We start from the raw sequence: 22,925 nt of genomic DNA on the forward strand, positions 1-22,925 counted from the left end.
GGCAGGATCAGCCGACCCGCAGCGCACCCTCCGGCCGGACCGTGGCGGCCGACCAGACGTCCTCGGCGTCGAGGGCGCCCGGCGCGTACTTGCCCAACGCGCTGATCAGCAGGCGCAGCTCCAGCGCCAGGCAGTCGACCATCCGCAGCAGACCGGCGTCGGGATCCTCGTCCACGGCGAGCAGTCCGGCCCGGCCCAGGCCGACCGCCCGCGCCCCCAGGGCCAGGCATTTCGCGGCCCGGGCGCCCTCCCAGATCCGGCCGGACACCAGCAGGCAGCCGCTGTGGTGGCCGATCCGCCGCAGGCACTCGCCGAGCGGCAGACCCACCTGGTGCAGGAACGACGTCGGCGCCCAGCCGGTGCCGCCCTCGGCGCCGTCCACCGTGACGGCGTCCGCGCCGGCCTCCCACGCCACCGTCGCCGCCTCCCGCACGTCCCGGCCAGGGTGCAGCTTCACCCACACCCGGGCGCGCGGGAAGTTGTTGCGCATGAACCGGATCTGCTGGCGCAGGATCTCGTCCGTGAAGGTTCCCGGGGAGCTGCTGCGCAGCACCCGCCCGGCGCCGGGGCCGAACACCGGGTCGATCGCGTACAGGTCCTCGACGCGGGCGGCGGCGGACCCGTCGAGCACGGTCATGCCGCCCAGTCCCGGCTTGGCGCCCTGCCCGGTCTTCAGCTCGAACGCCAGCCGTCCCGTGTCGAGCAGCGGCTGCGCCGCCGGGTCGCTGTAGACCAGGTTCCACACCTCGCAGTCGGCGTCCTCGGTGCTCTGCTGCACGGCGAGGCCGCCGAGCCCGGCGGGCAGCGCCTCGGCGTACGCGGCGACCCGGTCCAGCAGCGAGCGCTGCGCGCCGCCCGAGCTGCGGTAGCCGCCCGCCGACACCACGTTCTCACCGATCACCATCGGGATGCCCAGCGCACCGGCCTGACGGCTGGCGGCCACGCCCAGATCGGCGCTGGCCACCTGGGTGGAGCCGAACGCGGAGAGGTAGACCGGCAGCGGGGCGGCGAACCCGCCGACCGTGGTGCGCAGGTCCACGTCCGGGTAGAGCGGCTCGCGTGCCAGCTCCACCAGCTTCTCCAGCCGCTGCGGCATGAACACCGGCGGCACCAGCCGCATCGCGTCCAGCACGTCGTCGCTGCGCTCGGCGGGCTCCGAACCGTACAGTGTGCGGCCGTAGCCGGCGACGTCCGGGAAGACCGCGGCCGCGCCGCGCCGCGCCCGGTCCCGGACCTCGGCCTCCGGGAAGCGGGAGGTTTGCAGGGCGGTCACGGCGACTTCACCCCGGGCAGCTTCGGGTACGCGTTGGCCTGCCAGACCGCGTCGAGGCCGGCCACATAGCGGGTGAACCGTTCCAGGCCCAGGCCGAACCCGGCGCTGGCGGGGATGCCGTCGCGCGCCAACTGCAGGTACCAGCCGTACTTGGCGGGGTTCTCGCCGGTCTCCCGCATCCGGGTGACGATCCGGTCGTACGCGGATTCCCGCTCGCTGCCGCTACACAGCTCGCCGTAACCCTCGGGCGCGACGAGGTCGAAGTTCTGCAGCGTCCCCGGGCGGTCCGGGTCCTCCCGGTCGTAGAAGCCGCGGGAGCCCTTGGGATAGTCCTCGACGAAGAAGGGCCGGCTCGCCTTGCCGGACAGCTTCACCTCCGCCCGCCAGTCGATCTCGGCGTCCGGGCTCTGCGCGTGACCCATCCCGTGCAGCTCCGCCACGGCGTCGGCGTGCGTCCGGTGGCCGAACGGCGCGGTCAGCAGCTCGGTGAAGGCCCCGACGTCGCGGCCCAGCTCCTCCAGCTCGCCGGGCAGCTCGTCGACCACCCGCCGGACCGCGTGCCGGACCAGCCCCTCGGCGATCCGGGTTGCGTCGTCGCGTCCGGCGCCGGCCAGCTCGACGTCGATCTGGTGGAACTCCACCAGGTGCCGGCCGGTCGTGGCGGTCTCCGGCGGCTCCATTCGCACGTTCGGCGCCACGTAGAAGATCCGGTCGAAGGCCAGCAGCGACGCCTGCTTGTACAGGATTGCGCTGGTCATCAGCTTGTACCGGTGGCCGTAGTAGTCGACGTCGATCGGCTTGGATCCCCGGCCGCCGGGGTCCGTCACGGGGCCGAGCAGCGGGGGCAGCAGCTCGGTGAAGCCCTCGCCGCGCAGGTACTCGCGCGCGGCGTCCAGGATCCGATGCTGGACCCGCAGCACCGTACGGGTGACCGGGGAGGACAGGTGCTCCCGCGGCGAGGCGGGGAACCCGGCCGGGACCCCGGCGCCGGTGCATTCAGTCATCGTGCTCCGCCATCTCTCCTCCGTCCGCGCACCGCACCCGGTCGTGGGCCGGGAGGTGCGCCGCCGCCGGCCGCCCAAGCGCGGCACGGTCGTACTTGCTCTCCACATGCGACAGGGCGCCGAGCAGGTCCGCCGCGGTGACGCGGCGCGGCCGGGACGCCCCGACCACGTGGCCGATCGGCATCGCCCCGATCTCCGCCCAGCGCAGCCGGCCGGCGGAGTCGATGTAGCTGCGGCTACGCCCGGCGTTGTCCGGGTGCAGGCAGTACGGCACGTCGAGGTAGCCGCGGTCGAACGCGCGGACCAGCGCCCGCCCCAGGTCGGCGTCGAGCTCCAGTACGGCCTGCACCAGCGCCCGGGCCTCCGCGTACACGCCGGTGTCGCCGACCGGCCCGCCGCCGCGTGGCTCGCCGGCCGCCGTCGCCGCGGCCAGTTCCAGCGCCGCGACGTTCTCGGCGATGGTGGGTATCCGGTGCGCCTCGGCCTCGGTCTTGACGATCAGCCGCTCGGCGCCGCACCGTACGGCCAGCCGCGCCGCCGCCACGAGCAGATCCCGGGCGCCGGCCGGCGTCCGCGGGTACAACCCCATGTAGGTGTAGATGACGACGTGCCGGTCGGTGTCCGGCAGCAGTTCGGCGGCGAGCCGCTGCAACGCTCGTACCGCCTCGGCGTCCTGCTCCGGGTCGGTCTGCTGGGCGTAGCTCAGGGAGATGCTGCGCACCCCGTGCTGGCGGAAGAACATCGCCTCCAGCACGCTGATCGCGACCAGCAGGCCCGGCGGGCAGAGCTGGCCCATCATGCAGCCACCGAACGTCTCCAGGTGCGGTTCGGCGCCGGTCTGCGCCAGCGTGGCCAGCAGCTCGCAGCACTGCACCCAGTTCGCCACGGACTCGCGCAGCGGCGTGCGGCTGTACGGCAGGCAGTAGGAGACCGGTCCGCCCTCGGTGGCGTCGAGCCCGGCGGCCACCAGGGCGGCGAAGATCTGCTGCGGGGTGGCGGAGCCGTGCCGCACCTGGACGGGGAACGAGTCGTCCTGTACGCCGTGCAGCACCGCCCGGGTGACGGCCGTGTCGTGCCCGACGATCGGGTAGCCGTTGAGGTCGATGCCGTCGGCGAGGGCGCGCCGGGCGGCGGCGTGGTTGCCGACCCGGGTGTAGCTGTCGATGGTGATCGTGCCGACCGTGGTGGCGTCGGCCCGGCGCGTGGCGAGCAGACCCTCGCGCATCAGGCGGGGGCTGCCCATGCCCATGCGTGGTTGGACCACGAGCCGGCCGGCGGCCTTGGCCCGCGCCACGAAGGCACCGAAGCCCCGGCCGATGCCGGACAGGTCACCGGCGCCGGCAGCCGGGCCGGTGGCGCACGGCGGGCCGCCCGCGCCGAGCGTGTCGAGGGTCATGCCGCCGCCCGCGCCGGCAACTCCCGCACGTACGAACGGAACAGCTCGACGCCGCCGTCGTCGGCGAAGACCGCGTCGAAGCCGGCCCGCAGCAGCGCCGCCGGGTGGTCCGCGTCGGCGGCGCCGCCGATGCCCAGCTTGCCGCCGATCACGATCGGCACCGTCGCCAGCTCCGGGCGGCTGCGCAGCAGCGGAATGACCCGCATCCCGTCGTTGTAGCCGTGCCCGTTGACGCTGCTGATGACGATGAGGTCAGGCGGCGGCGACAGGCACTCCGCCACCAGGACCTGGTCGGGCACGCAGGCGCCCAGATTCGTCACGAGGTATCCCAGCTCCTCCAGCACCAGCTGGAGAAACACGAGGTTCCAGGTGTGCGAGTCGGACTCCGTGCTGGTGAGGACGACGTGGCGGCGCCGGTCCGGAGCGACGGCCGGACCTGCGGACATGGCACGCTCCTCTGTGGACGATACGGCGGGGTACCCGTCGAGGGTAGGGGTGGTGGGTGAGTGCCGGGCGGCAGCAAGTGCGGCAGTCGACAGGCAGTTGCGCCGCCCGGCGGGCCGGCCGGCTAGGGCTGGTCGGCCAGGTGCGCGGCGATCACCGCCCCGATCCGGGCGATCGGCGCGCGCCGGGTCAGTTCGCCGTGCCGGGCGGCCACCTGGTGGACCAGGAGCCGGCCCCCCACGTACGGGCGCCACGTGTCGGGCGTCGGTGCGTCCGGCCGCCGGCCCTCGGTGGCCTGGAAGAAGAGCACGTCACCGTCGAACCGGCCGGGGCGGTACCCGGTGGCCAGCGCCCCGTTGCCGGCGAAGACCGCCGGCAGCCCGTCCAGCGTCGCCGCGGGAAGCCCGGCCAGCGGGCCGCCGTCGGCCCGGACCCTACGGACGAACTCGGCGTGATCCAGCGGCGCGTCGTCGGGCAGGTCGGTCAGGTCGTGGCCGAGCGAGACGAGCAGCGCGGCGAGCGTGTCCCGATCCGCCGGGGCGGTACCGGGCGACGCGGCGCCGGCCGGCGGGTAGCCGTCCAGCAGGGCCAGCAGCCCCACCGTTTCGCCGTGTTCGCGCAGCGCGACCGCGACCGCGTGCGCCACCTGCGCGCCGAACGACCAGCCGAGCAGGTGGTACGGGCCGTGGGGGCGCTGCTGGCGGATCCGCTCGACGGTGTCCTTGACCAGTTCCTCCATGGTGCCCGGCTGGCGGTCCGGCGCGGTGAGCCCGCGCGACTGCAGGCCGTACACGCCCCGGGCCGGGTCGATCCGGGCGAGCAGCCCGGCGTACACCCAGCCGATGCCCACCGCGGGCGGCAGGCAGAAGACCGGTGCCCGGTCGCCGTCGGCGCGCAGCGGGATCAGCGGGGCCAGGTCGTCGCGGTCCACACCGGAGCGGCCGGCGCTCGCCGCACCGTCCAGCCTGGCCGCCAATCCGGCCACCGTCGGCGTCTCGAACAGCGCCCGGATGCCCAGGTCCACGCCGAGCTCCCGCCGGATCAGGCTGATCAACCGGGCGGACAGCAGCGAGTGCCCGCCGAGATCGAAGAAGCTGTCGTCGACGGAGACCTCGTCCACCGCCAGCACCTCGGCGAACAGCCCACGCAGCAGCCGTTCCCGGGCGGTGCGCGGCTCCCGGACCACCCGGGGCGGGCGGGGCGGCGCCGGGAGCGCTGCGACGTCCAGCTTGCCGTGCGCGGTCAGCGGCAGCGCGTCCACGACCACCAGATGCGTGGGGATCGTGTGGGCGGGCAGGAACGCGGCGGCATGCGCGCGGACCGCGGCGAGGTCGAGCCCCCCGTCCGTGCCGCCGTCGCCGCCGGCGTCGACGAGGTAGCCGACCAGGTGGTCGCCGCGGACCACCGTCGCCGCCTGCCGTACGCCCGGGCAGCCGCCGAGCACCGCGTCGACCTCGCCCAGCTCGATCCGTACGCCGCGGATCTTGACCTGGTCGTCGACCCGGCCGATGAACTCCAGCCGGCCCCGGCGCCAGCGGACCATGTCGCCGGTGCGGTACATCCGCTGGCCGGGGGCGCCGAACGGGTCGGCGGTGAACCGCGTCGCGGTCAGCCCCGGCCGGCCCAGATAGCCGCGGGCCAGGCCGTCGCCGGCCAGGTACAGCTCACCGGGCACCCCCTCCGGCACCGGGGCGAGGTACCGGTCCAGGACGTACGCGCGGGTGTTCGGCACCGGGACGCCGATGTCGGGCAGCGCGTCACCGGTCGGTGCCACGTCGGCGCCGGTGGCCATCACGCTGCACTCGGTCGGCCCGTACCCGTTGATCAGGCGGAATCCCAGGTCTCGTGGGGGACGGCGGCGCAGCCGGTCGCCGCCGGCGATCACCGTGCGCAGGGCGGCCCGGCGCAGCGCCGGCTCGTCCAGCATCGTCTCCAGCCGGGGCGTGGGCAGGAACGCGGTGGTGATCCCGGTGTCGACGAGCCACTCGGCGAGCCGGCCCGTGTCGGTCAGCGCGGCCCCCGGCGGCAGGTGCACCGAGGCGCCGGCCGACAGGTGCGGCCACACCTCGAACACCGCCGCGTCGAAGCCGAGCGCGGCGACCTGGCTGGCCCGGTCCTGCGGGCCCACCGCGTACGCGCGACGGAACCACGCGCACAGGTGCGCGAGCCCGGTGTGGTCGATGACCACGCCCTTCGGCGCGCCGGTCGAGCCGGAGGTGTAGATGACGTACGCGGCGTCCCGCGGATGCGGCCGGCTCGCCGGTGGATCGGCCGGCCGGGCCGCGATGTCCGCCGCCTCCCGGTCCAGCCGGATCACCACCGGCGCCACGTCCACGCCGGCCGCCCCGGCGAACGGTACGTCGGTGCGGGTCAGCACGACCGCGACCGCCGCGTCCCGGCACATGTAGGCCAGCCGGCCGGCCGGATAGTCGGGGTCGAGCGGCAGGTACGCCGCCCCGGCGCGCAGCGCCGCGAGTTGCGCGACCACCTGGTCGAGTCCGCGCGGCAGGCAGACGCCGACCAGGTCGCCGCGGCGCACGCCGGCGTCGGCGAGCCGCCCGGCCAGCTGGTTGGCGCGTTCGTCGAGGTCCCGGTAGCGCAGCAGGCCGTCCGGACCGGCGACGGCGACCCGGTCCGGTTCGGCGTCGGCGTGCGCGGCGACCAGGCTCGGCACGTCCCGCCACGGGCCGAGGTCCGCGGCCGTGTCGGTGCGGCGGACCAGCAGGTCGTGCCGCTCCGCCGGGGTGAGCAGGTCGAGGCGGCCGATCGGGGCGTCCGGGTCGGCGACCGCGGCGGCCAGCAACCGGACCAGCCGGTCGACGATGCCGCGGACGGACGGCGCGTCGAAGACGTCGGTGCGGAACGTGAGCCCGCCGCCGATGCCCTCCGGCCGGCCGGGGACCATCTCGTGCAGCGACAGCGCCAGGTCGAACGTGGAGGTGCGCACACCCACCGGCACGCCGGAGACCGCCAGGCCGGGCATGCGCGGGTCGCTGTCCTCGTTGTTCTGCAACGCCAGCATCACCTGGAACAGCGGGTGCCGGGCCAGCGAGCGGGCCGGGTTCAGCTCCTGCACCAGGCGTTCGAACGGCACGTCCTGATGCGCGTACGCGCCCAGCGACGTCTCCCGGACCCGCTCGAGCAGGTCGCGGAAGGTGGGGTTGCCGGCGGTGTCGACGCGCAGGACGAGGGTGTTGACGAAGAATCCGACGAGGTGGTCGAGGGCTTCGTCGTCGCGTCCGGCGACCGGGGTGCCGATCGGGATGTCGTGGCCGGCGCCGAGCCGGCTCAGCAGCGCCGCGAACGCCGCCTGGAGCGCCATGAACAGCGTCGTCCGGCTCTGCCGGGCCAGCGCCAGCAGACCGCCGTGCAGTGCCGCGTCGATCGTCACGGGCACCGAGTCGCCCCGGTTGTCGGCGACCGGCGGGCGCGGCCGGTCGAACGGCAACGCCAGCTCGTGGGGAAGCCCGGCCAGCCGCTCCCGCCAGTACCCCACCTGAGCCTCCAACGGCGACTCCGGGCCGCCCGCGGCCGGCGCGGCCCCGTCGCCGAGCACCTCCTGGCGCCACAGGGTGTAGTGCCGGTACTGCACCGGCAGCGGCGCCCAGTCCGGCGCCTCACCGGCGAGCCGGGCGGTGTACGCGGTCGCCAGGTCTGCGGTGAGCCGCCCCATCGACCAGCCGTCGGTGGCGATGTGGTGCATCACCAGCAGCAGCACGTGGTCACCGCCGGGCAGCGCGAGCAGTTCCGGCCGCAACGGCAGGTCCACGGTGAGATCGAAGACCGCTGCCGCGGCCCCCTCCAGCGCGGTTGCCAGCGAACCGTCGCCGGAAAGCCCCGCGGGCGCGTCGTCGCCGACCCGCCGGACCGGCAGCGGCAACGGCGTCCCGGCGGCCGGGGCGGGCAGCACCCGCTGGTACGGGTGGCCCTCCACCTCCGGGTACACGGTGCGCAGCACCTCGTGCCGGGCGACGACGTCGCCGAGCGCCCGGGCCAGCGCGTCCGTGTCGAGCGTGCCGGCCAGGCGCAGCGCGCAGGTGAGCGCGTACCCGCCGGTGCGCACGTCCATCTGGTTGAGGAACCAGAGCCGGCGCTGGGCGGGTGACAGCCCGACCCGCTCCGGCAACGGCATCGCCCGCAGCGGGGCGCGCGCCGGCCGGCCGGCGTCGACCGCGTCGGCGAGCCCGGCGACCGTCGGCGTGCGGAACAGCTCCCGCACGCTCAGCTCGACGCCGAGCGCGCCGCGCACCCGGCTGATCAGCCGCGTGCCGAGCAGCGAGTGCCCGCCGAGGTCGAAGAAGTCGTCGTCGATGCCGACCCGGTCCACGCCGAGCAGGCTGGCGAAGATGTCGCAGAGGATCTCCTGCACCGGGCCGCGCGGCGCCCGGTAGGCGGCTTCGGCGGTGACCGGTTCGGGGGCGGGCAGCGCGCGCCGGTCCACCTTGCCGTTCGGGGCCAGCGGCAGCGCGGGCAGCCGCAGCACCACCCGGGGCACCATGTACGCGGGCAGCTGGGCGGCCAGGTGCCGGCGTACCTCGGCCGGATCGGCGTCGCCCACGATGTACCCGACGAGTGACGGGCCACCGGCGTCGGCGTGGAGGGTCACCACGGCCTGGACCACCCCTGGACATCCGGCGGCGACCGCGGCCACCTCGCCGAGCTCCAGCCGCTGCCCGCGGATCTTGACCTGGTCGTCGGCGCGTCCCAGGTACTCCAGCCGGCCGTCGCCGGTCCACCGGACCAGGTCGCCGGTGCGGTACATGCGCTGCCCCGGTGCGCCGTACGGATCGGCGACGAACCGCTGCGCGGTGAGCCCGGGCCGGTGCAGGTAGCCGTCGGCGAGCTGGTCGCCGGAGAGGTACAGCTCGCCGGGGGCGCCGGGCGGCACCGGGGCGAGCCGGGCGTCGAGCACGTGCGCCCGGGTGTTCCACACCGGACGCCCGATCGGGACGGTGCGGGCCGCCGCGAGGTGCGCCGCGTACGGCTGGTGCGTCGCCTCGACCGCCACCTCGGTGGGCCCGTAGAAGTTGGACAGCCGGGCCGGCAGCGCGGCGGTGAACCGGCCGGCCAACTCGGGGGTGAGCGCCTCGCCGCCGCAGAAGACCTGCCGCAGCGGGCTGTCGGTGCCGGCGGCCGGCTCGGCCAGGAACGCCTCCAGCATCGCCGGCACGAAGTGCGCGACGGTGACCCGGGCGGTGCGGATCAGCGCGGCGAGGTAGGCCGGGTCGCGGTGCCCGTCCGGCCGGGCCAGCACCAGCGTCGCGCCGGCGATCAGCGGCCAGAAGAACTCCCAGACCGAGACGTCGAAGCTGGACGAGGTCTTCTGCAGCACCCGGTCGTCGCCGCCGAGCGGGTAGTCGTGCTGCATCCAGAGCAGGTGGGTGACGATCGCCGCGTGCGAGGTCAGCACGCCCTTCGGCCGGCCGGTCGACCCGGACGTGTAGATCATGTACGCCGGATGCCGCCCGGACACCGCCGGCAGCGGGCCGTCACCGCCCGGAACCAGGCCGGCCAGCACCGACGGCGTCAGCACCAGCGCCGGCCGCGCGTCGGCGAGCATGAACGCGATCCGGTCGGCCGGGTACGTCGGGTCCACCGGCAGGTACGCCGCACCGGCCCGGTGCACCGCGTGCACCGCGACGATCAGCTCCACCGAGCGGGGCAGCTGGACCGCGACCAGGTCGGCCGGGCGTACCCCGCGCCCGCGCAACGCCCGGGCCAGCGCCTCCACCCGGGCGTCCAGCTCCGCGTAGCTGATCTCCTCGTCCTCGTACCGGACCGCGACCGCGGACGGGGTGCGGGCCACCTGGGCGGCGAAGAGCTCCGGCAGCGTGGTGTCCGGCACCGGCACCCGGGTCGCGTTCCACCGCGCCATCCGGTCCCGGTCGGCGGGGGAGAGCAGGTCGATCGCGTCGATCGGAGCGTCCGGGTCGTCGGTCACCGCGTCGAGCAGCCGGATCAGCCGGTCCACGATGGACTCGGCGGTGGCCCGGTCGAACAGGTCGCCGGCGAACGACAGCGAGCCGGTGACGCCGTCCCCCTCGGCCAGGGACAGGCCCAGGTCGAACTTGACCGCGTCCGAGTCGAGCAGCTCCTCGGCCACCTCCAGGCCGGGCAGCCGGGTTTCGCCGTCGCCGGTGTTCTGCAGCACCAGCATCACCTGGAACAGCGGGTGCCGGGCCAGCGAGCGGGCGGGGTTGAGTTCGTGCACCAGGCGTTCGAACGGCACGTCCTGGTGGTCGTAGGCGCCGAGGTCGGTCTCCCGGACCCGGTCCAGCAGGTCGCGGAAGGTGGGGTTGCCGGCGGTGTCGACGCGCAGGACGAGGGTGTTGACGAAGAATCCGACGAGGTGGTCGAGGGCTTCGTCGTCGCGTCCGGCGACCGGGGTGCCGATCGGGATGTCGTGGCCGGCGCCGAGCCGGCTCAGCACCGCCGCGAACGCGGCCTGCAGCACCATGAAGAACGTCACCCGGCTGTCGCGGGCCAGCGCCCGGATCCGCCGGTGCAGCACCGGGTCGATCGCCACCGGAACCGAGTCGCCCCGGTGGCTGGCGACCGCCGGCCGGGCCCGGTCGGTGGGCAGCGACAGCTCCTCGGGCAGGTCGGCGAGCCGCTCCCGCCAGTAGGCCAGCTGCCGGGCGAGCACGCTGTCCGGGTCGTCCGGGTCGCCGAGCAGGTCGCGCTGCCACAGCGCGTAGTCGGCGTACTGCACCGGCAGCGGTGTCCACTCCGGAGCGGCGCCGGCGGACCGGGCGGCGTACGCGGTGGCCAGGTCGGCCAGCAGCGGCCCCATCGACCAGCCGTCACCGGCGATGTGGTGGGTGACCAGCAGGAAGACGTGCTCGTCCGGCGCCACGTCGAACAGGTGCGCGCGCAGCGGCGGCTGCACCGCCAGGTCGAACCGGCGCCCGAGCGCCTCGGCCATCGCCTCCGCGTCGTAGCGGGCCCGGTGCAGCGCCGGCCGGTGGGCGGGAAGCACCCGCTGGTAGGGCTCGTCGTCGTGCACCGCGAAGACCGTACGCAGCGACTCGTGCCGGTCGGTGACGTCGGCCAGCGCGGCTTCCAGCGCCCCGACCTCCAGCCGGCCGCGCAGCCGCAGCGCGTACGGCATGTCGTAGGCCCCGTTGTCGCCGTCCAGTTGCAGGATGAACCAGAGTCGCCGCTGGGCGTAGGACAGCGGCACCCGCTCCGGCCGCGTCACCGCCCGCAGCTGCGGCCGAACCGCCCGGTGCCCGTCGGTGGCGGCCTCGTCGGCGGCGGCCGCGAGTCGGGTGGCGAGGCCGGCCACGGTCGGCGCCGCGAAGATGTCACCGATCGCGACCGGCACCCCGAACGCCGGCCGGATCCGGCTGAGCAGCCGTACCGCCAGCAGCGAGTGCCCGCCGCGGGCGAAGAAGCCGTCGTCCACACCGATCCGCTCGACGCCGAGCACCTCGGCGAACAGCGCGCACAGGATCTCCTCCCGCGCGTCCCGCGGCGCCCGGTAGGCCCGTTCCCAGCCCGCGCCGACCACCGTGCCGGTCAGGGCGCCGTCCGCGGTGGTCGCTTCACCCTCGGGTATGTCGGGCACGGCACCGACCTCGGCCGGTGCGCCCGGTGCGGTGGGCGGGGGCTGCGCCGTCACGGCGACGGTGGGGTCGGCCGCGACCGCGGTGAGCAGGTCGACGAACTCCGCGACGATCCGGCCGGCGCTCGCCGCGTCGAAGAGGTCGGCGGCGAACTCCAGATGACAGTCGAGGCCGTCCCTGGTCTGCGCCACGGTCAGCGACAGGTCGAACTTGGCGGTGCCGGCCACGGTGTCCTCGGCCCGGGCCCCCAGTGCAGGCATCGAAAGTCCGTCACCCTCGCCGGAGGTCGCGCCGGCATCCGCGGAGAGGTACGAGAGCAGCACCTGGAACAGCGGGTGCCGGGCGAGCAGCCGGGGCGGGTTGACCGCCTCGACCAGCCGCTCGAACGGCAGGTCCCGGTGCGCGAACGCGTCCAGGTCGGCGTCCCTGACCCGGTCCAGCAGGTCGCGGAAGGTGGGGCTGCCGGCGGTGTCGACGCGCAGGACGAGGGTGTTGACGAAGAAGCCGACAAGGCCGTCGAGGGCTTCGTCGTCGCGTCCGGCGACCGGGGTGCCGATCGGGATGTCGTGGCCGGCGCCGAGCCGGCTCAGCAGCGCGGCCAGCGCCGCATGCACCACCATGAACAGGGTGGCCTGGCTGTCCCGGGCCAGCGCGGCGAGCGCGTCGCGGGTCGCGGCGTCCACCTCGGCGCGGACGTGGCCCTTGCGGTGGCTGGGGCGCGCCGGGCGGGGCCGGTCGGCCGGCAGGCGCACCTCGACCGGCAGCCCGGCGAGCGTACCGGTCCAGTACCGCAGCTGCCCGGCGACCAGGCTCTGCGGGTCGTCTTCGGCGCCGAGCAGGGCGGCCTGCCAGCGCGCGTAGTCGGCGTACTGCACGGGCAGCGGCGCCCAGTCCGGCGCGGTACCGGCCCGGCGGGCCAGGTAGGCGGCGTCCAGGTCGCGCAGCAGCGGCGCCAGCGACTCCCCGTCGGCGGCGATGTGGTGCAGGCAGAGCAGCAGCACGGCCCCGTCGCCGTCGGCGTCGTCGGGCAGGAACAGGGTGGCCCGCAGCGGGATGTCGGACGCCAGGTCGAACGGCGCGGCCGCGGCGGCCGCGTGCCGGTCGGCCAGCTCCGCGCGGGCGAGCCGGACCACGGTGAGCACCGCGCCGATCCCGTCACTCGGGAGCACGTGCTGGCGCGGGTCGCCGTCGGTTGCGCGGTAGACGGTACGGAGGATCTCGTGGCGGGTGACCAGGTCCCGGCAGGCCGCCGCGAGCGCGTCCACGTCGACCGGGCCGGTCAGCCGCAGCGTCAGCGGAATCGTGTACGCCCGGTCCTGCCCGTCGACGCCGGCCAGGAACCAGAGCCGGCGCTGCGCGTAGGACAGCGGCGCCCCGTCCGGCCACGCGTCCGCATGCCCCGCGGGCAGCAGCGGGGGCCGGGGCGGGCCGTCGGCGGCGGCGTCGAGCGCGGCCAGCACGCCCGCGACGGTGGGGGCGCGGAACAGCGTGCGTACGCCCAGTTCGGCGCGGAACGCGCCACGGATCCGGCTGATCAGCTGGGTGGCGAGCAGCGAGTGCCCGCCGAGGGCGAAGAAGCCGTCGTGCACCCCGACCTCCGAGCGGCCGAGCACGTCCGCGAAGAGCCCACGGAGGATCTCCACGCGCGGGTCGTCGGCACGCGGCTCCGGCGCCACCCGCGCGTCGGTTTGCGCGGCGTCGATCGGGGCGGTGCCGGCGGTCGAGCTCGCCGGGATGTCGCCGGCGTCGAGGGTGCCCAGTGGGGCGTCCGGGTCGGCCAGCGCGGCCCGTACCAGCCGGACCAGGCCGGCGGCGAGCGCCGACACCCGGTCGGCGGAGAAGCGGTCGGCGGCGTACTCGAACTGGCAGTCGACGCCGGCCGGGGCACCGTCGGCGTACCGCTCGGCGAGGACGACGCTGAGGTCGAGCTTCGCGGTCGGCAGGTCGATCGGCTCCGCCGCGACCGTCAACCTGGGCAGCCGGGGCGGGTCGCCGTCGTCGCTCTGCTGCACCAGCATCACCCGGAACAGCGGGTGGGCGGCCGACATCCGGTCCGGGGCGAGTCGGTCGACCAGGCGCTCGAACGGGGTGTCCTGATGGGCGTAGTCGGCCAGGCCGGTCTCCCGGATCCGCGCCAGCAGTTCCCGGAGGCTGGGGTCGCCGCCGGTGTCGGTACGCAGGACCAGCGTGTTGACGAAGAATCCGATCAGGTCGGCGAGCACCTCCTCGGAGCGCCCGGCGACCGGGGTGCCGAGCACCACGTCCGGCCCCGCGCCCCACCGGGAGAGCAGCGCGCTGACCACCGCGCGCAGACCCATGAACGGCGTGCAGCCGGCGGCGCGGGAGGTCGCCAGCAGCCCGGCGTGCAGGTCGGCGGGCAGCGTCACCGTGACGATCCCGGCGTCGACCGCGCGTTCGCCGTCCGCGCCGTCGACGCCGGGCAGGTCGGTGGGGCCGCCGGGCAGGTCGGTGGGGGCGCCGGGCAGGTCGGTGGGCAGCGGCATCGGGGCGGGCAGGTCGGCGAGGCGGGCGCTCCAGTAGTCGAGCTGGGCGGCGAGCGGGCTGTCCGGGTCGTCCGGGTCGCCGAGCACCTCGCGCTGCCAGTCGGCGAAGTCGCCGTACTGCACGGCGAGCGGCGCCCAGTCCGGCGCGGTGCCGGCGTGCCGGGCGGTGTACGCGGCGGCCAGGTCCCGGCCGAGCGGGCCGAGCGACCAGCCGTCGCAGGCGATGTGGTGCAGCACCAGCAACAGCACGTGCGTGTCCGGGCCGAGGGGGACGAGGGTGGCGCGCACCGGCAGGTCGGCGGCGAGGTCGAACGGCCGGGTCAGCTCCGCCCGCAGCACGTCCGGCAGCGTCGCCTCGGAGACCGGTCCGGAATGGACGGTCAGCGGCGCCGCGGCGATCACCCGGACCTGCTGCCGGGGCACGCCGTCCTCGGTGGGGAAGACCGTGCGCAGCACCTCATGCCGGTCCAGCAGGTCGGTGAGTGCGGCGCGCAGCGCCGGCTGGTCGAGCGGCCCGTGCAGGCGCAGCGCGAACGGGACGTTGTAGGTCGCGCCGGGCCCGTCGAGCTGATCGAGGAACCAGAGGCGCTGCTGACCGAACGACAAGGCACGCACGGCGAATTCCTTCACTGCTGGGCGGGAGGGATGCGAAGCGCCCGAGCGGCGGCGACCGGACCGCCGACGGCGACCAGGGCGCTGGCTGTCCAGGCGACGGTGGGGGAGGTGAGACTGGCCAGCGCACCGATGGCCGCGTACGCCAGCGGCGCGCAGCCGATGCCGGAGAGCGCGACCAGTGCCATCGCGGCACCGAGCCGGTCCGGCGGGGCGGCCTGCTGGTACAGGGTGACGGCGGCCGGGCCGTTCTGGCCGGAGCAGAAGCCGAGCGCGGCCGCGACGGCGGCCATCAGCGGCAGTGTCGGCGCGAAGATCATGACGGTGAGCAGGATGGCGATGCCGGTGGCGCCGCCGACCAGCCGGATCGGGACCGGGATCCGGTCGCCGAGCAGCGCGCCGAGCCCGGCGGAGGCGAGGGCGCCCACCGCCCAGCAGGCGATCAGGATGCCGACGGCGGCGACGCCCCAACCCCGGTCGATCATGACGGCGGGCAGGCCCGGGTTCATCGGCCAGGCGAACGCGACATCCAGGCAGAGTGAGGAGAGGAAGAGCATCCGCAGCCGCCGGTCGTGGCGCAGCAGGGCCAGACCGTCACCGGAGCGGCGCCAGAGCGGCACCCGGGGGCCCGTCGTGGGCGGCGGCGGGGTGAGCGCCCGGGTGGCCGGCAGCAGGCAGCCGAGCGAGACCGCGCAGCCGACGCAGACCACGGCGAGCGCGCCGGCGAGGTGGCCGGTGGCGACGAGCCAGGCGCCGAACGGCGAGCCGACGATCGGCGCGAACCTGCCGACCATGGTGCGCAGCGAGTTGGCCCGGCCGAGTTCGGCGGCCGGGACCATCCGGGGCATCAGCGAGCCGAACGACGGCGTGCCGAGCCCGAGCAGGGCCCCCTCCACCGCGGCGACCGCCACCAGCAGCGGCACCGACTCGGCGGTGAGCGCCACCGCGGACGCCGCGGCGAGCACACCGACCCGTACCCCGGTGGTGCGCAGCAACACCGCGCGTGGCCCGAACGCGTCGCAGACCGCGCCGCCGAAGATCATCGCCAGGGCCCGGGGCACCGACTCGGCGAGCGTCACCCAGGTGACCGCGGCGGTGCCGCCGAGTTCGGCGGCGGCCCACACCACGGCGATGAAGAACACCTGGTCACCGACGAGGGAGGTGCCCTGCCCGGCGAGCAGCAGGCTCACCCGGCCCCAGCCGGTGGCGGTGCGCTTCGGCGGACGGATCTGCGTCTGGGTCACCGAAGGCTCCTCAGCGGACATGCAGCCGGACCGGCAGCCGGTCGAGCCCGAAGTTGATGATCGACTGGTTGTAGGTCGGCGCGTCGACCGGCTCGATCGAGGCGACCTGGCGGAACAGCGCCCGGAAGATCGCGCTCAGTTCGGCCCGGGCCAGCGGCGCGCCGATGCAGTAGTGCGCGCCGACGCCGAGCGCCAGGTGCCGGTTCGGCGACCGGTCGAGGCGCAGTTCGTGCGGGTTGTCGAACACCGCCGGGTCGTGGTCGGCGGCCCAGACCCAGACCGCCACCCGGTCGCCCGCCTCGATCACCTCGCCGCCCAGCTCGGTGCGCTGGTTCGCGGTGCGCAGCACGTGCAGCCCCACCGAGGTGTAGCGGAGCAGCTCGTCGAGGGCCGTACCGAGGTCGACCGCGCCGTCGCGCAGCCGCTGCCAGGCCTCCGGGTGGCGGATCAGCGTCCAGAGGCTCATCGCCGCGGTGTGCCGGACCGTCTGCACGCCACCGACCAGGATGTTGTCCAGGTTCAGCACCACCTCCTCGACGGAGAGCCGCCGGCCGCCGATCCGGTGCGCGGCGAGCGTACTGATCAGGTCGTCGCCGGGTGTCGCCCGGCGGCGCATCACCTGCTCGAACAGGTAGGGGATGAGCCGCTGGTGGCCGGCCCGGCGCTGCTCCGGCGTGTGGGCCAGGAACGCCTCGTCGCAGACCGCGACGACCAGGTCCCGGTCGTCGTGCGGGATGCCGAGCAGGTCGCACATGACGATCAGCGGCACCGGCGCCAGCATGCGCACCAGATCCGTCTCGCCCTGGGCGACCGCGTCGGCGATCACCGCGTCGGCGAGGTCGTCGACCCGTTCGGTGAGGCTGCGCACCCCGCGCGGGGAGAAGTACGGCAGTACCGGGGCGCGCAGTTCCCGGTGGCGGGGGCCGTCGGTGAGCGCCATCATCTTCCCGGCGCCGGCGGGGTTGCCGCCGGTGCCGAGCAGCGAGCCGCCGGTCGAGCCGAACGTGCGGTTGTCGGTGAGCACCTGGGCGCCGAGCTCGTAGCCGAGCACGGACCAGACCGGCCCGTCCTGCGCGGTCTCGGTGCGCCGCACCGGCACCGCGCGCAGCTCGTCGATGAGCGCGCCGATGTCGTCGCGGGCCCAGAGGGCCGGGTCGGTGAGGTCAATCGTGGTCGCGGTCATGGCGGCCTCCCAGACGGCGGAGCAGTGTGGCGGGTCCGGCGGAGAACGGGGTGGCCAGCAGGTGCCCGCCCGCCTCGACCGAGGTGCTGAACGGGCCGGTGGTGGCGGTCGCCCAGCGGGCGACGTCGGCCCGGCGGATCATCGGGTCACCGGTGGCGGCGACCGCGTGCAGGGCGAACCCGGGCCGTGGTGCGGGCCGGTACCGGTAGTCGCGGCCCACCGTCAGGTCGGCGCGGATCGTGTCGACGACCAGGTCCCGGATCGCGTCGTCGACCTCCAGGCCGCAGGCGCGCAGCAGCGCGGCGGCGCCGAGCGTGTCGGCGGGCACCGTGCCGGGCCAGGTGTCCGGTGCCCCGGCGCAGGCGGCCACCATGGCCCGGGGCCGTCGGCCGGCCGGCAGCGCGCGGGCCACCTCGTAACCGAGCAGCGCGCCCAGACTCTGCCCGTAGAAGACCGTGTCGGGGCGGACGTGCCGGCCGATGCCCGCGACGATCGCCGCGACGAGCGCGTCGAAGCCGGCGGGCATCGCCTCGGTGTACCGGCCACCGCGCGCCGGCAGCCGCACCGCCCAGACCTCGAGGTCCGGGGCGAGCGCGGCGGCCAGGGGGGCGAACGCGGTGACGTCGCCACCGGCATGCGGGAAGCAGATCACCCGGGGGGTGCCCGCCGGCAGCGGGTACGGCCGATAGGCCCACGCGTCCACCACGTCCGGCCGTACCTGATCACCCGGCACGGACACCGTCGGCGTGGCGGTCACCGGGTGCCCCGGCGGCCGACCAGCGGCGTCAGCGGCCGGGTGGGCGCGTCGCCGCGCAGCGCGGCGCGGACCGTCTCGGCGAAGTCGGCGCAGGTGCGCGCCGCCATCAGGTCGCGCAGGGCGAGCGGCACACCCAGCCGGTCGCGCAGCGTGTAGACGACCCGCAGCGCGGCCAGCGAGTGGCCGCCGAGGGCGAAGAACCCGTCGGTCGGCTGCACCTCGGGCACCCCGAGCACGTCGGCCCAGACCTCGGCCACCGTGCGGTCGATGTCGTCAGTGGACATCATGTACCTCCTCGAAACTCGCCCAAGGGTCAGGCCGTCGCGAGCGCGTCGCGCAGGCTCTTCGGGCGGATGTCGGTCCAGACCTCGTCGATGTGCGCGACGCACTGCTCCTGGGTGCCGGTCACGCCCACCGGGCGCCACCCGGCCGGCACGTCCAGGTCGGTCGGCCAGATCGAGTACTGCTCCTCGTCGTTGATGAGCACGGTGAAGGTCTCGAACGCGTCCATTTAGTTCCTCCCAGGGGATTCGACGGGCCGGTGGGCGCTCCCACCGGCCGTGGGCGTGGTGGCGGTGGCCAGGTCGCCGAGGGCCGACGCGAACGCGTCCGCGTAGGCGTCGGCCACACCGTCGGGCACCAGCGAGCGCAGGTGGTCGACGGCGAGCAGGGTGCGCCCGGAGCCGGGGTCCTGGACCAGGGCGGCGCCGAGCGCGAAGTTCGTCGGCTCGTAGCGCAGCGTCGGCTCGCATCCGGTGCGGGCGTCGTCGACGATGCCGGCACGGCCGAGCTGGTGGAATCGCAGCAGCGCGAAGCAGGTCTCCAGGCGGGCGCCGGCCATGTACCGGGCCAGCCGGGCGAACGGCACGCGCCGGTGCGGCAGCAGCGCGGTCTCGATCTCGTGCAGGGCCCGGACCAGCTCCGGTCCGTCGCCGAGCGCGTCGAGGTCGAGCGCGAGCGGGACGGTGTTGAGGAACAACCCGTACGCGTCGGTGCCGCCGCGCTCCTCCAGCCGGCCGTTGACCGACAACCCGGTGGTGAGCCGGCTGCGGCCGGTGATCCGGTGCAGCGCGGTGACGTGCGCGGCGAGCGCGACCGCCTTGATCGGCGTGCCGGCCGCCTCGGCGGCCGCGGCGAGCTGCGCCGGTGCGTCCGGCAGCAGCCGTTCCACGGTGCGCGGCAGCTCGATGGTGGCCTCGGTCGAGTCGGTACGGTCGGAGAACAGCGCGCCGCTGGCGCCGGCGAGCCGTTCCCGCCAGAACGCCGCGCTGTCGGCGGAGTCGGCGGCGGCCTGTTCGGCGGCGACGAAGTCGCGGAACGTCGATTCCGGTGGCGGCGCGGCCGGCCGGTGCGGGTCGCGGTGCCGGTCCAGGAGTTCGGTGAGCAGCGAGGTGAAGCTCCAGCCGTCCAGGATGGCGTGGTGTTCGGCGATGGTGAGCTGGAACTCGTCGTCGGTGAGCCGCTGCGCGCACACCCGGAACAGCGGCGGCCGGCGCGGGTCGAAGCGGGTCGCGCAGAGCGCGTCGAAGACCTCGGTGACCGCGGCGTCCCGGTCCGCCGGCGACAGCGCGCGCAGGTCGGTGATCTCGACCGGGGCGGGCATCCGGGCGTGCACCAACTGCAGCGGCTGCCGGTGGCCGACCACGTGCAGGCTGGTACGCAGCACCGGGTGCCGGGCGATCACATCGGCGACCGCGGTCCGCATCGCCGCCTCGTCGAGGCGGCCGGCGACCCGGAAGCTGTTGACGTTGTGGTAGCCGCCGGCGTCGCCGGACAGCTCCATGTGGAAGATCATGCCGAGTTGCATGGCGGCCATCGGGTACGCGTCCACCACGTCCGCGGGCAGCGCCGCCACCTCGTCCGCGGTGAGCCCGTCGAACGGCCGGGTGCGGCCGGCGGACGCGTCGACCGGGCGCAGCAGCGGGGCGAGCGCGGCCGGGGTGGGCGCGGTGAACAGGTCGGCCAGGGTGACCGCCCAGCCCTGCTCGCGCAGCGCGGCCGCGAGTTGCACGGCCCGGATCGAGTCACCACCGAGGTGGAAGAAGTTGTCCTGCGCGCCGACGTCGGTGACGCCGAGGACCTGGCTCCAGGCCCGGGTCAGCAGCCGCTCGGCGGGGGTGGCGGGTGCCGCGTACCGGGTGCCCGCGTCGGCGCGCTCGGCGGTCGGCGCGGGCAGCGCGGCCCGGTCCAGTTTGCCGTTGACGGTCACCGGCAGCGCGGGCAGCACGGTCACCGTCGCCGGGATCATGTGCACGGGCAGCGCGGCGGCGAGGTGCTCGCGCAGCTGCGGGTAGGTGGGTGCGGGGCCGCGGGCGGTGACGTACCCGGCCAGGCGCGGTTCGTCGCCGTCCGGCCGGTACACGGTGACCACCGCGTCGTCGACCGCGGGGTGGGCGGCGAGCACGCTCTCGATCTCGCCGAGTTCGATCCGGAAGCCCCGGATCTTCACCTGGTCGTCGCCGCGGCCCAGGTATTCCAGGCCGCCGTCGGCGAGCCGGCGGGCGAGGTCGCCGGTGCGGTACATCCGGCCGCCGCCGGGCGCGGGCAGGAAGCGTTGCGCGGTCAGGCCGGGGCGCGCCCAGTAGCCGTCGGCGAGCCCGGCGCCCTCCACGTACATCTCGCCGGGGACGCCGATCGGGCACGGCTGCAGCCAGGCGTCGCGGACCGTAACGGACAGGTGCGGCATCGGCGCGCCGATCAGGCTGCGGGCGAAGTGGTCCGGTGTGACGTCGTGCGTGGTGACGTGCACTGTCGTCTCGGTGATGCCGTACAGGTTGCACAGCGGCGCCGGGGCGCCGCCGGACAGCGCGTGCCAGCGGCGGACCACCGCCGGGTCGAGCGCCTCGCCGCCGAGCATCACCCACCGCAGCGCCGGCAGCGGCCGCGGCGCGGCGCGCAGCGCGGCCTCCAGCTGCCGCAGCGCGGACGGGGTCTGGCAGAGCATCGTCACCCGTTCGGCGGCGAGCAGCCCGGCGAAATCCTCCGGCGAGCGGCTGAGCAGGTACGGCACCACGACGAGCCGGCCGCCGTGCAGCAGGGCGCCCCAGATCTCCCAGACCGTCCAGTCGAACGCGCAGGAGTGGAACAGCGTCCACACGTCGGTCTCGGCGAAGTCGAAGTGCGGCAGGCCGGACGCCATCAGCCGGGCGACCTGCCGGTGCGCGACGGCGACCGCCTTCGGCCGGCCGGTCGAGCCGGAGGTGAAGATCAGGTAGGCCAGGTCGTCCGGACCGACCGGCACCTCGGGGCGCGCAGCGGGCAGGGCGCCGTCGGACGCGACCGCCGGGTCCAGGCGCACGAGCCCGTCCGGGACCTCCCGGTCGGCGACCACCAGCCGGACCGCCGTGTCGGCGAAGACGAACGCGGCCCGGTCGTCCGGCGCCGCCGGATCCACCGGCACGTACGCGGCGCCGGCCTTGAGCACGGCCAGGATGGTGACGACGGTGAGATCGGTCCGGTCGAGCAGCATGCCGACCCGGTCGCCGCGGCGCACCCCGTGGGCGATCAGTGCGTGCGCCAGCCGGTTGGCCCGCTGCTCGAGCGTGGCGTAGGAGATGGTGGTGTCGCCGTAGGTGAGCGCCGGCCGGTCCGGGAACCGGTCGGCGGCCGCCTCGAAGCCGTGGTGCAGGCAGTGTGCCGCGGGCGCGCGGTCGCGTTCCGGCGCCGCGGCGGGCACGTCCAGCGACACCGACCACAGCGGCCGGTCGGGGTCGGCGAGGACCGCGTCGAGCAGCGTGCGCCAGTGCCCGATCATCCGGTCCACGGTGGCCGCGTCGAACAGATCTGTGCTGAACTCGACCTCGCCGCGCAGGTCACCGTCGTCGAACGTGGACCACGTCAGGTCGAACTTGCTGGTGCCGTTGTGTTCCACCCGGCGGGTCGCGGCCAGCGGCCCGAACCGCAGCGGAGCCGGGTCCTCCACGTGCGCGCCGAAGACCACCTGTACCAGCGGCGGCACCCCGGCCGCACGTTCCGGGCGCACCGCGTCGACGATCGCGTCGAACGGCACGTCCGGGTAGCCGAACGCGTCGAAGACGGTGTCGCGCACCTGCTCGACCAGCGCCCGGAAGCTGTCCGCGCGATCCACCCGCACCCGCAGCGGCACCAGGTTGACGAAGTAGCCGATCAGGTCGGTCAGCTCCGGCCGGTTCCGCGTGCTCACCGGCGCGCCGATGAGCAGGTCGGCGGCGCCGGTGTAGCGGTTCAGCAGCGCCGCGAACGCGGCGAGCTGCACGACGAAGGGCGTCGCGTCCGCCGTCGTGGCCAGGGTCCGCACGCGGCTCCCGGTCCCGTCGGGCAGGTCGAATTCCCGCGTACGGCCGGCGAAGTTCCCCGCGGTCGGCCGGTGCCGGTCGGCGGGGACGTCGAGGCGGGCGGGCGCCCCGGCGAGCTGGGCGCGCCAGTAGTCGAGCTGCTCGTCCGCGTCGTCCACCGGCGTCGTCGCGTGGTCGGCGTACTGGGTGGCCAGCGCGGGCAGGACCGGTTCGCGTCCCTCGTGTTCGGCGGTGTAGCACTCGGCCAGCTCCCGCTCGAAGACGCCGGCCGAGGCGCCGTCCCAGACGATGTGGTGCACGGTCAGCAGCAGCGTGCGGGCGTCGACCAGGACGGCGCGCAGCAGCGGCCCGGTGGTCAGGTCGAACGCGGCCTCGCCGGCGATCGCGGCGGCCAGGTCCGGGTAGCCGCCGCGGCGCAGCGGCACCGGCAGCCGGTCGTGCACCACCTGGCGGGGGCCGTCCGGGCCGAGCGTGAACGTGGTGCGCAGCGCCTCGTGCCGGTCGACGATCCGGTCGACGGCGCGCTGCAGCAGCTCCGCGTCGACCGGCCGGTCGAACGTGAACACCCAGGGGACGGTGTACGCGGCGGACCCGGGATGCATGCGGTCCAGGAACCACATGCCTCGTTGCAGGCCGGACACGGGTGCTGTGCGGCTGTGCACGATG

Annotated in this window: 11 protein-coding genes; all 11 read right to left on the minus strand. The window is 75.3% G+C overall.

The annotated features are described in order from the left end of the window. Positions 1-7 precede the first annotated feature (7 nt). The 11 genes from EV385_RS26180 to EV385_RS26230 all read right to left on the minus strand — a co-directional run bounded on the left by EV385_RS26180 (position 8) and on the right by EV385_RS26230 (position 22,921). Positions 8-1,273, minus strand: a complete 1,266-nt coding sequence (locus EV385_RS26180) for a glutamate synthase-related protein (RefSeq protein WP_130511843.1) — start codon at positions 1,271-1,273, stop codon at positions 8-10. Next, the gene (locus tag EV385_RS26185; RefSeq protein ID WP_130511844.1) at positions 1,270-2,277 is read right to left on the minus strand and encodes an asparagine synthetase A; all 1,008 of its coding nucleotides are present in this window, start codon (positions 2,275-2,277) and stop codon (positions 1,270-1,272) included. Before EV385_RS26185 ends, EV385_RS26180 begins: the two co-directional genes overlap by 4 nt. Further along, positions 2,270-3,673 carry a methylaspartate mutase gene (locus EV385_RS26190; protein ID WP_130511845.1) on the minus strand — a complete coding sequence of 468 codons (1,404 nt, stop codon included), beginning with the start codon at positions 3,671-3,673 and terminating at the stop codon, positions 2,270-2,272. Before EV385_RS26190 ends, EV385_RS26185 begins: the two co-directional genes overlap by 8 nt. Next, the gene (locus tag EV385_RS26195; RefSeq protein ID WP_130511846.1) at positions 3,670-4,119 is read right to left on the minus strand and encodes a cobalamin B12-binding domain-containing protein; all 450 of its coding nucleotides are present in this window, start codon (positions 4,117-4,119) and stop codon (positions 3,670-3,672) included. Before EV385_RS26195 ends, EV385_RS26190 begins: the two co-directional genes overlap by 4 nt. A gap of 122 nt (positions 4,120-4,241) precedes the next feature. Then, entirely contained in the window at positions 4,242-14,804 is a 10,563-nt protein-coding gene (locus EV385_RS26200; protein WP_130511847.1) for a non-ribosomal peptide synthetase, read from the minus strand. Positions 14,805-14,815: 11 nt separating this feature from the next. Next, positions 14,816-16,045: an MFS transporter gene (locus EV385_RS26205; RefSeq protein ID WP_165449600.1), complete on the minus strand. Its 1,230-nt coding sequence runs from the start codon at positions 16,043-16,045 to the stop codon at positions 14,816-14,818. 10 nt (positions 16,046-16,055) lie between these two features. Then, positions 16,056-17,228, minus strand: a complete 1,173-nt coding sequence (locus EV385_RS26210) for a cytochrome P450 (protein WP_130511849.1) — start codon at positions 17,226-17,228, stop codon at positions 16,056-16,058. Further along, entirely contained in the window at positions 17,209-17,985 is a 777-nt protein-coding gene (locus tag EV385_RS26215) for a thioesterase II family protein (RefSeq protein WP_165449601.1), read from the minus strand. Before EV385_RS26215 ends, EV385_RS26210 begins: the two co-directional genes overlap by 20 nt. Next, positions 17,982-18,269 (minus strand): phosphopantetheine-binding protein, encoded by a 288-nt coding sequence (locus tag EV385_RS26220; RefSeq protein WP_207229949.1) that lies wholly within the window; start codon positions 18,267-18,269, stop codon positions 17,982-17,984. The genes EV385_RS26215 and EV385_RS26220 overlap by 4 nt, the downstream gene beginning before the upstream one ends. Positions 18,270-18,298: 29 nt before the next feature. Next, positions 18,299-18,496 carry an MbtH family protein gene (locus tag EV385_RS26225; protein ID WP_130511852.1) on the minus strand — a complete coding sequence of 66 codons (198 nt, stop codon included), beginning with the start codon at positions 18,494-18,496 and terminating at the stop codon, positions 18,299-18,301. Further along, on the minus strand, positions 18,497-22,921 hold the full coding sequence (locus tag EV385_RS26230) for a non-ribosomal peptide synthetase (protein ID WP_130511853.1): 4,425 nt from the start codon (positions 22,919-22,921) through the stop codon (positions 18,497-18,499). Positions 22,922-22,925 lie beyond the last annotated feature (4 nt).

The sequence above is a fragment of the Krasilnikovia cinnamomea genome (genome assembly GCF_004217545.1).
In the GTDB taxonomy this organism is placed as follows: Bacteria; Actinomycetota; Actinomycetes; order Mycobacteriales; family Micromonosporaceae; genus Actinoplanes; species Actinoplanes cinnamomeus.